The sequence below is a fragment of the Chitinophaga sp. 05T412 genome (assembly GCF_056396465.1).
This window is the reverse complement of the sequence record NZ_JBFTLN010000005.1, coordinates 427,327-441,601: the sequence shown is the minus strand read 5'-3', so window position 1 is coordinate 441,601 and position 14,275 is coordinate 427,327. Positions and strand designations below refer to the sequence as shown.

Genomic DNA, 14,275 nt, shown 5'->3' with positions numbered 1-14,275 from the left:
GCATGCCGGAATCAGAAGACTTTGAATATTTCAAAAGCATCTTTTTCTAATTGTTCGCGGTGATCCGGGTGCGCAATGTTGATCAGGGCCTGTGCACGCTGCTTAAGGTTTTTCCCCAGCAGATGGGCAATACCATATTCTGTAACCACATAATGCACATGCGCCCTGGTAGTAACCACGCTGGCGCCGGGTTGCAGCCTGGATACAATACGGGAAATCCCTTTGCCGGTAGCAGATGGTATGGCTATAATCGGCTTCCCATCCTGCGAAAGCGCAGCTCCCCGCATAAAGTCCATTTGCCCGCCTACACCGCTGTATTGTCTGAATCCAATGGAGTCTGCACATACCTGCCCGAAGATATCTATTTCGATCGCACTGTTGATAGCAGTCACTTTGGGGTTTTTCCGGATGGTGGTGGGGTTATTCACATATTCCACATCCATTAGCCGCATGATCAGGTTGGTATCCATAAAATCGTATAGCCGTTGGCTGCCGATAGCAAAGCTGGAAATGAGCAATCCGGGGTGTACGGCTTTGTATTTGCCCGTAATAACGCCCCGTTCCACCAGGTCGATGATGCCGTCGGAAAACATTTCCGTGTGGATGCCCAGGTCTTTATGATTAGACAAGCACTGTAATACCGCGTTAGGAATACCACCGATACCCATTTGCAGCGTGGCGCGGTCATCTATCAACGACGCCACATGGCGGCCTATGGATAATTCAATATGGCAGGGCGGATTAATTTGCTGGGCATAAATGGGGTAGTTCACCTCCACGGCAGCGGTGATACGGGAAATATGAATAACGCCGTCGCCCAATACTCTTGGCATTCGTGGATTTACTTCTGCAATAATAATCTTGGCTACATCTACGGCCGCTTTACTGATATCACAGGATACGCCCAATGTGCAGTAGCCGTTTTTATCCGGAGGAGATACAGAAATCAGTGCTACATCGATGGGCTGTTCGCTGGTGCGGAAATAGCGGGGTATTTCACTGAGAAACATAGGGACGTAGTTGGCTCTTCCTTCATTCACCGCATTCCGGATATTTTTGCCAACAAAGAAAGCGTCTATCTGGAAAGCGTGGGCATGTTCTGGCTCGGCGTAGGGAGCCTCCCATTCGGTATGAATGCTGACAACGCGTACCTGTTTTAGTTCATGGCTGCGGGCGCTCATGGCGCGTACCAACTCTTTCGGTGTAGCGGCGGCGGTATGTATGAATACGGTTTGGCCGGACTGGATTAATGATACGGCTGCTTCTATTGATGTGTAAGACATGTTGGTATTTTTCTCAAAATTATCGTGCAGTAGAAAAACTAACTATGAGCAAAGTCATGTTGTAAATTTATCTTCGTTATCTGCCTATTGTCAACAAACAATGGTTAGAAATTGTTGGACCTCAAAAGTAAAATAACGGTGATGTATACACTGAATTACAGGCTGGCGGAGGCCGCAGATTTAGCGGCTATCCGGGAAGTATCTTTACTGAGTTACGGACAGTTTGAAACCATGCTGGCGCCGGAGCATTGGGAAAAAATGAAGCAGAACTTAAGCAATTTACCCGCATTTGAAGCGTTGATGAATACAGCCACTACATTTGTATGTGATGCCGGTGAGGAATTGGCGGGTGTGATATTCCTGGTGCATTCCGGTGAAGAAAGGCCCCCATATCCGGCTGATTGGGCGCATATCCGCCTATTGGGTGTACATCCTGCTTACAGGGGGAAAGGAATAGCACGGCAGTTAACCCAAATGTGTATTGACCAGGCCACCACCAACGGGGAGAAGATCCTGGGGCTGCATACAAGTACCATTATGCCGGATGCCCGGCATTTGTACAGCTCTCTGGGGTTTTCCATTGTTCGTGAGCTGGAAACCAGGCTGGGACAGCAATACTGGCTGTACCGGCTGGATTTGCCAAAAAGTTGTCCATTTTAGTTTTATATGTTGATAAATTCATATTAGCTGTTATGACGTATACATGTTTTTATTTGTTATTTTAGCATTCTTAAAACCTGGTACACAACTTCTTTGCGGCGTGATTTGGCACATATAAGTGAACAAGTGCTCATTGAGCGTTTAGTGATAGGGGATCCTGCGGCAAAAGAATTGTTGTACGACCGCTACGCGGGAGCGCTTTATGCAATAGTATTGCAGTTAGTACCAGTAAAAGAAAGAGCGGATGATGTAATGGTAAGAGTATTTACCTGGGTTTTTCAAAACATTGGAACATTCCATACATCCGGCTACAAAACCTTATTTGCATGGCTAATGCGTAAAACCAGAGAATTAGCCATTAAAGAAGCACTCCCGGAAACCGCATTAACCGGGACAGGGCTCATGAAATTAGAAGAGGGCGTATTACAACGTTTTTCCTTAATGCTGCCGGTCGACCAACAACAAGTATTCCGGCTTAGTTATTTTAAAGGATTATCAATCACAACGATAGCACGTTTGCTGGCATTGCCGGAAACGCAAATAAATGACATCCTGGGAGATGCAATGAAATCTTTCAGACAATTCCTAAAAGATCCGTGGAACTAAAATTCTACATAGAAAGTGGTATTATCGAGTCCTTCGTACTCGGCCTTGCTTCTGAAGCAGAAGTAGAAGAGCTGCAGCACATGAGACGACTGTATCCGGAATTGGATACCGAAGTGGAATTTGTGGAACGTCGTCTCGAAAGAGCCGCGTTCGACGAGCCAGCTATGCCTCCCGTGGAAATACGCGACCGCGTATTGCAAAAAATCCGCTGGGAACAAGGACATGCCTATGCGGACGCCGCTTCCAACTATACCTTTATTAACATTCAACCGAAAGACGGTGACCATATCACGGTTCACCGCTGGTGGAAGATATTCTTTATTATCTTCTTCATCATGTCTAAAATATTCCTCTTCCTGGCCATTTTTTATTATCTCAAATACCGTATGTCGCAGGAACAGCACAGCTTTAATCTCCATCAACCAGTTAAACAGGAACAAACATCCCCCTATCAGGTGTAATTTTTCCAGCTGAAATGCGTTATTGAAAAATATTTTCTCAATTTGAATCCGTGCATTCCTCATTTGACGTATCTATTGATATGGCATTTATTACTTATATTTTGTATCTGCCGGTTTTTGTAAAGGAATATTTTGAACATCAGTGATTATATCGAAAGTGGCATCATCGAGCGTTACCTGCTCGGCCTCACTTCACCTGAACAGGAAGAAGAATTATTCCGCTTACGGGAAATTTACCCACTGCTGGAAGTGGAAGTAACTGCCGCTGAATTACGGTTCGAAAGTAAACTCCTCGAGGAGGCAGTAATGCCGCCATTGTTGCTAAGAGATAATGTATTACAACGCATTAAAGAAGATAAAGGGAAGCAACACCGGAACTGGGGTAACTATAATGAGCGTACGAATCCGGGTCCTACCTATATACGCCTGGAACCCTTCTGGAATAGAAACATCACGGTGAGCATATGGTGGCGCTGTGCTTTTATTGCCGTGGTGGTATTAACGATGGCCCTGGCAGCCAGCACCTGGTATTTCTTCCGTCGCACCGAACAACTGGAAAATGTACTCATGAAGCTGACTATCCCCCAGGCAGCTCAAACACTTGCCCCCGTTACTCATTAAATACTATTTTCATTTGGTACGTTTCTTGTAAATGCTGAACTTGCCGCAGTATTCTTGCTGTTATAAAACCTTATTTGATAACCGCGTGTTGAATACTATGGCATTTAAACACACAAACTAATTTCCCATGAGAAAATTTTCATTAGCAGCATTATTGATGGCGATTGTAGCCGTTTTTGCAACTTCCTGCTCCCCGAAACAAGGTGTTACAACAGACGTTAATAAAGCCGCCGTAAAAGGTAACTGGGTTTTAACCGATATTAAATACGAAGGCATTCCCGATAACGCTAAAGTAACCGTATTCGATGAAGCCAGTGCAAAATGCTTCATTGGCAGCCAGTGGATATTCCCGGATAACTGGGCAGGTGCTTCCTACACCATTTCTTCAACAGAAAATGGTTGCAACGCAGTAACCCAGAATATTGCATGGACCCTCACTAAAGCTAATGGTGTGACCCAACTGGGCTTCAAAAAATTGTACAGCGGCGATAAAGCTAAAAATGTAACTACAGGCTACAGAGTAGATGTAGTAGGCGCCGGTAGCACCATGACCTGGAGAGCTAACATAAACTTCGAAAATAAGAACGCAGCAATTATCTATACTTTGCAGCGTAAATAATAAGCAGAAAGCATAAAGCCGAAAGCAAAAAGCTATTGAAGCGATTGACAAGAGCAAGTATTTAAGTTACTTATCCGCTCTTATCAATCGCTTCAATAGCTTTTTGCTTTCGGCTTTATGCTTTCTGCTCCAATAAAATAGTATATTTAGATAGTTAATCATATACTATGAGCGCGCATTCCCATTCCCAGATTCAGTTCCTGGCGCACGCCAGTTTTCAGATCACTACACCGGAAGGACATGTTATCCTGTTGGACCCCTGGTATACCAATAATCCATTTCTTCCGGCCGATTTGCAAGTGCCGGAGAAAATAGACCTGATATTGCTTACACATGGACATAGTGACCACCTGGATAGTAAGATGGTGGATATTATACGCACCAGGTCCCCTAAAGTGATTGCCAACCCAATTGTGCGGTTTTACCTGCAGGAGCAGGGCGTACCGGATCATGTATTTGAAAGAATGAATGCTGGTGGCACCATTGGTATCCTGGATGCAAAAATAACCATGACCAATGCATTCCACTTTGCACATATCAATTTGCCAGATGGGAAAATTGGATATCCACATGCCACCAATGGTTTTATTATATGGACCAGCGATGACGTGTCCGTATACTATTCCGGCGATACCTCCGTATTTGCGGATATGGAGCTGATCGGAGAAATTTACGAACCAGACATCGCTATTCTGCCTATTGGTGACCGCTTTACCATGGGGCCACTGGAAGCAGCTTTTGCGATTCGCTTGTTGAAAGTAAAACATGTAATTCCCTGTCATTATGGGACGATGACTACGCTCACCGGCACCCCGGAAAAATTAGCAGCGCTGACAGAAGACGTCAGCAAGCTGGATATCCACGTGTTGAAACCAGGAGAGATATTAGATACCGGCATCATTAAATCACGATATCGGTAGCAAAGATTATAGATGACGTCAAATTCCGATTTATGTTACCCCTTAGTACTGCACGCTTGTTGATGTATCCTTGCCGTTTGCCCTTGCTAACGGAAATATATTTACGCCATCCGCATGTCCCGGAAGCACTGCAAGCCGGCATTCCGGATGAATGGCCACAACAGGAGCTGAAAGAACAGTTGCCTCACTTCATTGAGTTGTTGCAACATGACCCCAAATCATTTCCCTGGATGTTATGGGTTATTGTATCCAAAGAAGAAAAGACCGTAATAGGACATACCGGCTTTAAAGGCCGCCCGGATAAAAACGGGGTGATAGAAATCGGTTATGCTATGCTGCCTGCTTACCGTAGTAGGGGGTATATGCGCGAAGCCACTACCGCATTGGTAGAGTGGGCTTTTCAACAACCACATGTTAAAAAATTGATTGCAGAATGTGATGTCACTAATACGGCTTCTATGAAAGTTTTACAGCACCTGGGGATGAAGGAAACCGCTTCGGCCGGTGAAATGTTACATTGGCAATTGCTAAACAATTAGCGTAGTGGCCTGGCCGTTACTCGGTCATGTTTTGCTTCGCAAAACGGATAAAGAGCTGGCAAAGCTTGTCCTGTAGCCCCTGTAAATAGGTAAAATGCAGCTTCCGCACCAGTTTAAAATTCTTTATCGGTATAATGGTAAACTCTCCCAGCTCCAATTCGCGCTGTACTGCCTGCAAAGAAATAAAAGCAGCACAGGGCGAATGGTGCAGGTATGATTTGATACTTTCCGTACTACCCATATACATGGCGATGTTCAGGTCAGTGATCTTTAATTTGAGTCGTTTCAGTTCTTCTGTAATCACCTCCAGCGTACCGGAACCATGTTCCCGCATCAGCAGCGGGATGGTTTTCAGATCAGCGGCCGATAAGGGTTCGCCATTGCCGTAGCGGTGTTTTACATTGCCTACCAGTACAATTTCATCTTTTGCAAACTCCACATATTTCAGCAATGGATTTTTAGAACTGCCTTCTATGATACCCAGTTGAATGCTTTTCTCAAACAGGGCCTGTTCTATTTGCTCGGTATTACCGTTGGTAAGCGACGTTTTTACATCGGGATACCGTTGGTTAAATTTAGCCAGCAAAGGTGGAATCAGGTATTGCGCAATGGTAGTACTGGCGCCTATGGGCAATAGCCCACCCTGCATATGTTTCAGCTGATTAACGTCGTATTCCAGGTTGCGGTAATCGGTGAAAATAATTTCTGCATGGTGCATTACCAGTGTACCGGCGCGGGTTAGTTTTATTTTGTTGCCGATTCTTTCAAACATCGCCATTCCCAGTTGCTGCTCTAATTCATGTATATGCTTGGTAACAGCAGGTTGCGAAATATATAATTCCTCTGCAGCTTTGGTGAAGCTAAGGCGTTTGGCGACGGTATGAAATACCTTGAGTCTGAAATCGAACATGCAATAAAAATACAAAATAACCTTACATCTCTGGTGGCGTAAAGCCGAAGTGTTTATAAATACCTTGTCCCTGCGGCCCCAGCAGGAAGTTCATGAAATCCTTTGCAGCTTCCTGGTGGGTGGCGCTTTTTAGTATACCCGCCCAATAAGATGCCTGTATGTTTTCGGCGGCCGGTACCTGGATCAGCTCCACGGGATGCCCGATCATTTGCTGATAATAGGCTTCTGTAAACCATACAGGACCAGCATCAGACTGTTGGTAGAGGATGCGTAAAGGTGTTTCCCGATGATGTATTTTAGTGAGATAGGTACCTCCTTTGGTCACCTTTTCTTTCATAATAACCTGCTGCAATGCCGTACCTCCCGCCTTTACATAGGCCTCTTCTATCCGCTTGCCGATGCCTTCCCAGGCGGGATTGGGCATGCTTACCCGTACATCCTTGCGGGCCAGGTCACTGAGGCGGTTTACTTTTTTAGGATTGCCTTTGTGTACCATAATGGCCAGGGTATTACCCGCATAGTTTTTTACTACAGAGAAGCTATCCTTCAGTTGGTCTATGCGACTTTTGCCCGCTGTATAGATGTCTGGTTGTACAGCTATCCGAAGGTTACCGAGTACCAATGAACCGGTAAGGATTTGCTGCGCCAGAATGCCCGGTGGCAGCGTTTCCGCAAATACCCGCTGATACTGCGGATACGCTTTCTTAAAATCATGGATCAGGGAGTCGATAACCATAAACTGGTTACCGGCGAAGAAGATGACCAGTTGCGGATCAATAATGTCGCCGTACAAATCAGGTACGTTGTCAATGCCTGGCACCGTAAACGATACACCTGCTGCTGGTGGCGTATTCCAGGGAGGATCAAAACGATGGTCCTGGGCATGCAGCGCCCCCGCCAATAGTAGGGTGACCATCAGCACAATTGCAAAGTATTTCATGATGTTTTCGTTTATGGGTGTACGTAAGACCAGCCTTCGGCCTGTTTGATAATTAATTCGCCGTTACCGCTGGGGGTATATTGAATGAAGGGAAACAATTCTTCTTTGCTGATATTTCTTTCCCGCATGGTGTTTTCACATTCTACCAGCAATACGCCTTTGGCTTGTAATTCCTGTAGTAAGGACTCATAAGGATGATCCTTTTTATACGCAGTAACACCGCTGCCGTGAGCTACCAGTTCAATGGTTACTTTGCCTTGCAGGCGGGGATCTTCCAGCGCATTTTTAATGTTACGCAGGGTGTTGCGGATTGTTTTATCATCATCGCTGTTGAGCTGATAAATGGCCTTGTATTTCGTTTTGCGCTGACTCATGGCGTATTGTGTACCAAGGAGACTAAAGAGGCAGAGCAGGAGGATTACTTTCTTCATGATTCTTCTATTGTTTAGCGATTAATGTTGTTTGGATTTAAAGGGGCCGTATTTATGCTGTTGTTCTGATAAGCCATCGGCATAAGGTCCAAACGGGAAGTCGATTGGTTTTTGACCGATGTTGTGCCAGTCGCCGGACTGATCTTTATGCGGCCTTGGCTGTGAATTAATAAAGGCGGCTACATCCCAAGCTTGTGCGTCTGTTAACAGTGGGTTGTTATAGTCTACGCCAAAGGGCATATTGTATTTCACATAGCCGGCAAAGTTAGAAAGGCGGTACAGGCCTGCACCATCATTGTAGCTATGGGGCCCCCATAGCGGTGGATATGTGTAGGTGATATCATCTGCTGCTTTTATGCCTTCGCCGTTGCCTCCATGGCAGGTTTGACATTGCTGCTGATATACCAGGGCGCCTTTTGTGGGGTCTGCTGCACGGGCCAGGTAATCAGGCCTGCGGATGCCGTTGCCATCGGGCGTGGTATGCGGTGGTACTTCGCTACCCAGCCACTCAATATAGGCCTTTATTGCCAGCATCTCTTTGCTGTTGGTGTCTGGTGCAACGCCATTCAGGCTACGCTCAAAACAGTCGCTGATACGTTTGTTGAGTGTTTCTGTGCTGTTGGACCTGGCCCTGAACTTAGGGTAGGAGGTAGCAGTGCTGCTGTAGTTGTTGCCAAAGGGCTTTGTGCCTGCCTGCAGGTGGCAATTCTGGCAATTCATGCCATTCGTCATGGGTTGTACGCTGCCTTTAGGCCCCAGGTACCGCGCGGTTTCACTGATCAGTGACCGTCCATAAAGGATGGCGTTGCCCTTTTCCCCTGTGGGAATAGTGGTGATAGCCGGTGGACTCCACATGGCAGTTGTTGCGGCTACCGCAGTTGGCGCACTTGATTTGTCGGATGATGTCAGGTGGCGTGTGCAAAGCATAAACGTTTCGATACCGACCAGCATCACTAACATAAGCAAACAAGCAAAAGATCCGGATAGGATCCGCTTATAACGTTGAATCTTGTTGGGTTCCATTTAAATTACAGGTTGGTGGATTACGACACAAATGTAGCCCGCCACCAGAGCGAAGTCAAATAACTAATAACTATTAGTGATAACTACAAGTTATTGACAACTGGTTAATAAAAGCGTAGAGATAAAAGTAGAAAAAAATGCTTTTAAATGGGAATGTTCGTGTTATCAGCGGTAAAATAAGGGTATAAACAGGTGGGGTATCTGCATAAAAGAGGAGGTATCATATGATACCTCCTCTTTCGAATGAGTTATTTAGTGCAGTTAAGATAGGCTTATTATGCTTTCTTATGTTTGCCTGCGTTTTTGTTATTGGCTTTGTAGCGCATGTCAGGAGTGCCATCTTTCTTGGTAGGTCCTGCTGCTGGTGCGGCTGCGGAAGTTTTGTTTTCTTTAAAACGTTTGTCCGGAGTACCGTCTTTCTTTGTTTTAGAAGCGGCAGTAGCTGGAGCTGCTTCCGCTTTCTTTTCTGCTACAGCGGCTTTCTTTTCAGCGTTAGCTTTTTTGGCTTCTGCTTTCTTTTCAGCAGCAGCTGTTTTCTTCTCTGTTTTAGCCTTTACATCTTTGGTTGCAGTGGCAGGTGTTTGCGCCGTTGCTACGGTTAAACCCATAAACATGGCCAACAATCCGGTGAGGAGCTTTTTCATATCAAATATGTTTTATGAAAATTTAAGCATTTTTTCTCATTGATGTATCCGCTAGCAGGCTTTTTAAGCAATATTTAATAATTAATTTTTCTCTACCCACATGCCATTTTCGCGGATCAGATTAATCAGTTCATTCACGGCAACATCACTGTTAAGGCCACGTTTCACGATTTCCTTACCTCTGTAAAGGGTGATTTTTCCTACGCCACTGCCTACATAACCGAAGTCGGCGTCAGCCATTTCCCCCGGTCCATTTACGATACAGCCCATGATGGCGATTTTCACGCCTTTCAGGTGATGGGTTACTGCCCGGATGCGCGCAGTTGTTTCCTGTAAATCAAACAGGGTACGGCCACAGGACGGACAGGAAATATATTCTGTTTTGGAAATACGGGTACGGGTAGCCTGTAAGATGCCGAAAGCGACGTTGTTTAATGTAAGCGTGGCAGGAGCTCCCACGGTATTGCGTAACCATAAGCCATCCCCGAAACCATCTAAGAGCAAGGCCCCGGCTTCAGTAGCATGATGGATCAGGTGTTCATCTGCCGAAGGCTGATTACTGATACTATGGATAATGACAGGAACATGGATATTATTTTCCAGCAACGTGATGAACAGGCGCCTGATAGCAGCCATGGCATTACTACCAGTGGCGGTGGCTATTAACACGGTGTTGGCAGCGATATCCGGTTGGGCCAGGTCACTTAACAAAGCAGTATGTGACTCGACATCCTGCTCCTGGTAGTTACAGTTGTATTGTACAAAATTGATAGGCGCTCTTTTGCCGGTGGCGCATGCCTCAAGATATTCCTTTGGCGTGAAATAAGGCACCAGCAGCTGTTTGTTATCAAGGCTATTCCAATACGTCGCATCTACCACCACCCGCAGGGTACCCGGTAATCCAAAAGCAGGCACCTGTTTTCCGGTGTAGATATAATCTGCTGCGGCATCTCCGATGTTCCACTTATCAGTGGGTTCGTCATATTGGTAACCGATAGCCGTCAGGTCGGCCGGTTGCAAGGCCGTTGTATGACTGTAATCTGCCACTACCACCGGTACATGCTTTTCTCCGATGTTCTCCACCGGCGCGGTTTCCCGACGCTGATAAGAGAAAGGGGAGTAGGGAACAGTGGATATCACCGGAATCTTCGTATAGTCGACACGGTTAGTATAGCGCTTCACAATATCTTTACATACCGGGAGTTCAAATTCAGGATCTTCTGTGAGTGATACACGAATAGTATCACCTACACCATCTTCCAGCAAAGTACCAATACCGATAGCCGATTTAATACGGCCATCTTCGCCATCGCCGGCTTCTGTTACGCCCAGGTGCAGCGGGTAGCAGTGGCCCAGTTCCTGCTGCATGGTTTGCACCAGCAAGCGGTAAGCTTGTACCATCACCTGTGGGTTACTGGCTTTCATGCTCAGCACAATATTGCGGTAGTCCAGGTGTTCGGCAATACGCAAAAACTCCATGGCGCTTTCCACCATGCCCATGGGAGTATCACCATAGCGGCTCATGATACGATCGCTCAGGGAGCCATGGTTGGTACCAATGCGCATAGCAGTACCATATTCCTTACAGATTTTTACCAATGGGGAAAAGCGTTCGCGGATGCGGTCAATTTCTTCCTGGTATTCGCTGTCGGTATAATCTATTTGTTCAAATTTCTTTTTATCTACATAGTTCCCCGGGTTCACACGTACCTTTTCAACGATGCGCGCTGCTATTTCGGCTGCATTCGGGGTAAAATGGATATCTGCTACCAATGGAACCTGGTAGCCTTGCTTGCGTAGCTCGTTTTTGATCACCAGCAGGTTATCCGCTTCTTTCTTGCTGGGCGCGGTAATACGTACCAGTTCTGCTCCTGCTTCAATACAACGGATGGTCTGCGCCACTGTGGCGGCAGTATCCATGGTATCGGTGGTGGTCATGGTTTGAATGCGGATCGGGTTAAAATTTCCGATAATAAGATTTCCCACCTTTACTTCCAGTGTGGCCAATCGCTTGTATTCTGTCAGAGAGTCGCAATAAAGTTGCATACGTTTTTTTTGTTTTCCTGCGGAAGCAAAGTTAGTAAACATGCCAGCAAATATGCCATATATGGCATGTCATATGCCAGAAAATTTTGCTACAGCTTAAAGCTACATTAAATTCCACGAACGGCAGGTACAGGGAGGGATAAAAACGTAAATTTGAGGTCCTTATGTTACTGAATAAGAGCGTCGATATACCGTATCAGCACCTGCCATTCAAAGGGCAGTTTAATGTAGCTCCATTGGGTGCGTTCCGCAATGAACTTACCGATCAGCCGCACCGGCACGATCATTTCCAGATTCTCTGGTTTATCAAAGGAAAAGGCAGGCACATGGTGGATTTCGTGTGGTATGATGTGGAAGATAATATGATTTTCCTGCTCAGACCCGGACAGGTACACCAGCTGGACTGCGAGCGGGAAGGCCATTTCCTCACATTCACCGAGCAGTTTTATTTCACTAACAAGCACGATAAGGAAACGCTCTACGACTTTACCACGCTTTTCGATAACTGGCACGGCTACAGCCCCATCAGAATCAGCGACAGCACCACCACTTCATTACATGGACTGGTAGAGCTGATGAGCAGGGAAAAAAGCTGCGCCCCACATTGCAGCCGGGGTATCGTAAAACACTACCTCAATGCTTTCATGTTGCTGGCGGAACGGGAAAAGAAACGCAATGCCACCGAAACCATGATGCCGTTCACCCACGATGCCCGCGTAGTACAGCTTCGGCGCCTGCTGGAGCAACATTATCACTGCGAACATCAGGTAAGTTTTTACGCCAACGCCTTCGCGCTCACTCCTAAAAGATTGAACGAAATTACCAAGGGGTCCATCGGTCGTACCGTGACGGAATTATTACACGACCGGATTGTGCTCGAGTCCAAACGCAACCTGGCATTTAGTCACAAAAGTGTCAAGGAAATCTGCTACGAGCTTGGATTTGAGGACCCTGCCTACTTTAGCCGTTTTTTCAAAAATAATACGGGTGTCTCTCCACAAGACTTCCGCGACATGATGTTCAAATAGTACAAGTCAATAGCTGATTTGTCCTAACACCAGCCCCTCACCCCGGTTTATATTTGCATACTTATTTGCCAACCCTTATCAACGGCAATTTTTAGACGCTATAGATTATTATATGAACATCTGGAAACCGCTTTGCCTGCTGGTAATGGCCGCAGGCTGCAGTTCAGCGGCTTTGATGGGACAAACCCGCCCGCTCACCTTGCAGGAAGCATTACAAACAGGACTGAAGAATTATCAATCCATTAAGGCAAAAGAAAACTATGCTAAAGCAGCAACAGAAAATATCAGTGCAGTAAAGCGAGAGTACTTGCCCGACTTAAATCTTTCTGCACAAAATACTTATGGTACTGTAAATGGAGAAAATGGCCCTCAGTGGGGTTACAAAGGATGGAGTTCCGCCGCCGCCGGTCCGGCGCTGCCCACACAAAACTGGAACGCCGCCTTCGGTGGACTATACCTCGCCAACATCAGCTGGGATGTGGTCACTTTTGGAAGGCAACACGCTAAAGTATTAGCTGCCAAACAACAGTTGAATACCAACCGCGCCGACCTGGAACAGGAAACTTTTGAACAACAGGTACGCATCGCCGGCGCTTATCTTAATCTGCTGGCAGCCCAACGTTTGAGAGGTTCCATGGAATCCAATCTGAAACGTGCGCAGGACCTGCAACACATCATTGTCACCAGGGCACTGAATGGCCTCACCGCCGGCGTAGATAGCTCCATTGCCAACGCAGAAGTATCTAAGGCTAAATTAACGCTGGTAGATGCACTGAATTATGAAAACGCACAAAGCAACAAGCTGGCGGAAATGATGGATGTGCCGGCGCAGGACTTCCTGCTCGATACCACCTTCGTCACCAAAATACCGAATCAATTGTTGGAAACCATATCCGCAAAGGATTCTGTGTCGCTGAAAGAACAACCACTGCTGAAATTATTCGGTTCCCGCGTAACACTCAGCGAAGCGAACCAGCAACTACTCAGCAAAAATGCGATGCCCCGTTTGTCTTTTATGGGTGTGCTGCAAACCCGCGGATCTGGCTTCGATTACGACTACAACGCCGCCAACCTTAGTCATTACAGCCAGGGATATTGGACGGGCGTAAAACCACAGGTAGGCAACTATCTCGTAGGATTGAATCTTTCCTGGACAGTAACTGACCTTTGGCGCACGCATTCACAGGTGGCACGTCAACACTACACTACAGAAGGATTGAAGAATGAATACAATCAAACGTATAGCCGTCTGCAACATCAGCTGCAACTATCTGAACAGCAAATAGATAATGCAGTGAAGAAATACCGGGAAGCGCCCGTTGGCCTGAAAGCAGCCAGCGATGCCTTTCTCCAGAAAAGTACCCTGTACGAAAACGGATTATCCAATATCGCTGACCTGGCACAAGCCCTGTACAACATTAACCGGGCGGAAACAGACAGAGATATTGCCTACAATGGCGTATGGCAGGCGATACTTTATAAGTCCGCTACCGTAGGGGATTTACAGCTGTTCCTGGGCCAATTATAGATAGCTGTTAGCTAAC

Annotated in this window: 16 protein-coding genes; 9 read left to right on the top strand and 7 right to left on the bottom strand. The window is 46.3% G+C overall.

Annotation, left to right across the window (positions count from 1 at the left end):
* Positions 1-11: 11 nt before the first annotated feature.
* Complete coding sequence (locus AC1DFM_RS14365; protein WP_477077424.1) at positions 12-1,283, bottom strand: acetyl-CoA hydrolase/transferase family protein; 1,272 nt, start codon at positions 1,281-1,283, stop codon at positions 12-14.
* A gap of 141 nt (positions 1,284-1,424) precedes the next feature.
* Here AC1DFM_RS14365 and AC1DFM_RS14360 point away from each other — a divergent pair, with 141 nt between their 5' ends.
* The 7 genes from AC1DFM_RS14360 to AC1DFM_RS14330 all read left to right on the top strand — a co-directional run bounded on the left by AC1DFM_RS14360 (position 1,425) and on the right by AC1DFM_RS14330 (position 5,709).
* Positions 1,425-1,943 carry a GNAT family N-acetyltransferase gene (locus AC1DFM_RS14360; RefSeq protein ID WP_477077423.1) on the top strand — a complete coding sequence of 173 codons (519 nt, stop codon included), beginning with the start codon at positions 1,425-1,427 and terminating at the stop codon, positions 1,941-1,943.
* A gap of 105 nt (positions 1,944-2,048) precedes the next feature.
* Positions 2,049-2,549, top strand: coding sequence for an RNA polymerase sigma factor (locus tag AC1DFM_RS14355; protein WP_477077422.1), 501 nt, complete (start codon positions 2,049-2,051; stop codon positions 2,547-2,549).
* Complete coding sequence (locus tag AC1DFM_RS14350; RefSeq protein ID WP_477077421.1) at positions 2,540-3,010, top strand: hypothetical protein; 471 nt, start codon at positions 2,540-2,542, stop codon at positions 3,008-3,010. The genes AC1DFM_RS14355 and AC1DFM_RS14350 overlap by 10 nt, the downstream gene beginning before the upstream one ends.
* A 132-nt stretch (positions 3,011-3,142) precedes the next feature.
* Complete coding sequence (locus AC1DFM_RS14345) at positions 3,143-3,631, top strand: hypothetical protein (protein ID WP_477077420.1); 489 nt, start codon at positions 3,143-3,145, stop codon at positions 3,629-3,631.
* Positions 3,632-3,758: 127 nt separating this feature from the next.
* Positions 3,759-4,250, top strand: coding sequence for a hypothetical protein (locus AC1DFM_RS14340; RefSeq protein WP_477077419.1), 492 nt, complete (start codon positions 3,759-3,761; stop codon positions 4,248-4,250).
* 167 nt (positions 4,251-4,417) lie between these two features.
* Positions 4,418-5,170, top strand: a complete 753-nt coding sequence (locus AC1DFM_RS14335; RefSeq protein ID WP_477077418.1) for a metal-dependent hydrolase — start codon at positions 4,418-4,420, stop codon at positions 5,168-5,170.
* A gap of 32 nt (positions 5,171-5,202) precedes the next feature.
* The gene (locus AC1DFM_RS14330; RefSeq protein WP_477077417.1) at positions 5,203-5,709 is read left to right on the top strand and encodes a GNAT family N-acetyltransferase; all 507 of its coding nucleotides are present in this window, start codon (positions 5,203-5,205) and stop codon (positions 5,707-5,709) included.
* A 16-nt stretch (positions 5,710-5,725) separates the two neighbouring features.
* On the opposite strand, the gene AC1DFM_RS14325 is transcribed toward AC1DFM_RS14330, so the two are convergent.
* The 6 genes from AC1DFM_RS14325 to ispG form a co-directional block, all read right to left on the bottom strand.
* On the bottom strand, positions 5,726-6,619 hold the full coding sequence (locus AC1DFM_RS14325; protein ID WP_477077416.1) for a LysR substrate-binding domain-containing protein: 894 nt from the start codon (positions 6,617-6,619) through the stop codon (positions 5,726-5,728).
* A 22-nt stretch (positions 6,620-6,641) separates the two neighbouring features.
* Complete coding sequence (locus tag AC1DFM_RS14320) at positions 6,642-7,559, bottom strand: molybdate ABC transporter substrate-binding protein (RefSeq protein ID WP_477077415.1); 918 nt, start codon at positions 7,557-7,559, stop codon at positions 6,642-6,644.
* Positions 7,560-7,570: 11 nt separating this feature from the next.
* Positions 7,571-7,990: a DsrE family protein gene (locus AC1DFM_RS14315; RefSeq protein WP_477077414.1), complete on the bottom strand. Its 420-nt coding sequence runs from the start codon at positions 7,988-7,990 to the stop codon at positions 7,571-7,573.
* A gap of 21 nt (positions 7,991-8,011) precedes the next feature.
* On the bottom strand, positions 8,012-8,917 hold the full coding sequence (locus tag AC1DFM_RS14310; protein ID WP_477077413.1) for a c-type cytochrome: 906 nt from the start codon (positions 8,915-8,917) through the stop codon (positions 8,012-8,014).
* Positions 8,918-9,288: 371 nt separating this feature from the next.
* Entirely contained in the window at positions 9,289-9,657 is a 369-nt protein-coding gene (locus tag AC1DFM_RS14305) for a hypothetical protein (protein ID WP_477077412.1), read from the bottom strand.
* 81 nt (positions 9,658-9,738) lie between these two features.
* Positions 9,739-11,703, bottom strand: a complete 1,965-nt coding sequence (gene ispG / locus AC1DFM_RS14300) for a (E)-4-hydroxy-3-methylbut-2-enyl-diphosphate synthase (protein ID WP_477077411.1) — start codon at positions 11,701-11,703, stop codon at positions 9,739-9,741.
* Positions 11,704-11,867: 164 nt separating this feature from the next.
* Between ispG and AC1DFM_RS14295 the strand changes: the two genes are divergently transcribed.
* Positions 11,868-12,731, top strand: a complete 864-nt coding sequence (locus AC1DFM_RS14295) for a helix-turn-helix domain-containing protein (RefSeq protein WP_477077410.1) — start codon at positions 11,868-11,870, stop codon at positions 12,729-12,731.
* Positions 12,732-12,843: 112 nt separating this feature from the next.
* Positions 12,844-14,259: a TolC family protein gene (locus AC1DFM_RS14290; RefSeq protein ID WP_477077409.1), complete on the top strand. Its 1,416-nt coding sequence runs from the start codon at positions 12,844-12,846 to the stop codon at positions 14,257-14,259.
* Positions 14,260-14,275 lie beyond the last annotated feature (16 nt).

Excerpts from the sequence above, each read along its gene's own strand:
- AC1DFM_RS14365 (WP_477077424.1), bottom strand. The coding sequence starts at position 1,283 with ATGTCTTACACATCAATAGAAGCAGCCGTATCATTAATCCAGTCCGGC.
- AC1DFM_RS14360 (WP_477077423.1), top strand. The coding sequence starts at position 1,425 with ATGTATACACTGAATTACAGGCTGGCGGAGGCCGCAGATTTAGCGGCT.
- AC1DFM_RS14340 (WP_477077419.1), top strand. The coding sequence starts at position 3,759 with ATGAGAAAATTTTCATTAGCAGCATTATTGATGGCGATTGTAGCCGTT.
- AC1DFM_RS14335 (WP_477077418.1), top strand. The coding sequence starts at position 4,418 with ATGAGCGCGCATTCCCATTCCCAGATTCAGTTCCTGGCGCACGCCAGT.
- AC1DFM_RS14330 (WP_477077417.1), top strand. The coding sequence starts at position 5,203 with ATGTTACCCCTTAGTACTGCACGCTTGTTGATGTATCCTTGCCGTTTG.
- AC1DFM_RS14325 (WP_477077416.1), bottom strand. The coding sequence starts at position 6,619 with ATGTTCGATTTCAGACTCAAGGTATTTCATACCGTCGCCAAACGCCTT.
- AC1DFM_RS14320 (WP_477077415.1), bottom strand. The coding sequence starts at position 7,559 with ATGAAATACTTTGCAATTGTGCTGATGGTCACCCTACTATTGGCGGGG.
- AC1DFM_RS14315 (WP_477077414.1), bottom strand. The coding sequence starts at position 7,990 with ATGAAGAAAGTAATCCTCCTGCTCTGCCTCTTTAGTCTCCTTGGTACA.
- AC1DFM_RS14310 (WP_477077413.1), bottom strand. The coding sequence starts at position 8,917 with ATGCTTTGCACACGCCACCTGACATCATCCGACAAATCAAGTGCGCCA.
- AC1DFM_RS14305 (WP_477077412.1), bottom strand. The coding sequence starts at position 9,657 with ATGAAAAAGCTCCTCACCGGATTGTTGGCCATGTTTATGGGTTTAACC.
- ispG (WP_477077411.1), bottom strand. The coding sequence starts at position 11,703 with ATGCAACTTTATTGCGACTCTCTGACAGAATACAAGCGATTGGCCACA.
- AC1DFM_RS14295 (WP_477077410.1), top strand. The coding sequence starts at position 11,868 with ATGTTACTGAATAAGAGCGTCGATATACCGTATCAGCACCTGCCATTC.
- AC1DFM_RS14290 (WP_477077409.1), top strand. The coding sequence starts at position 12,844 with ATGAACATCTGGAAACCGCTTTGCCTGCTGGTAATGGCCGCAGGCTGC.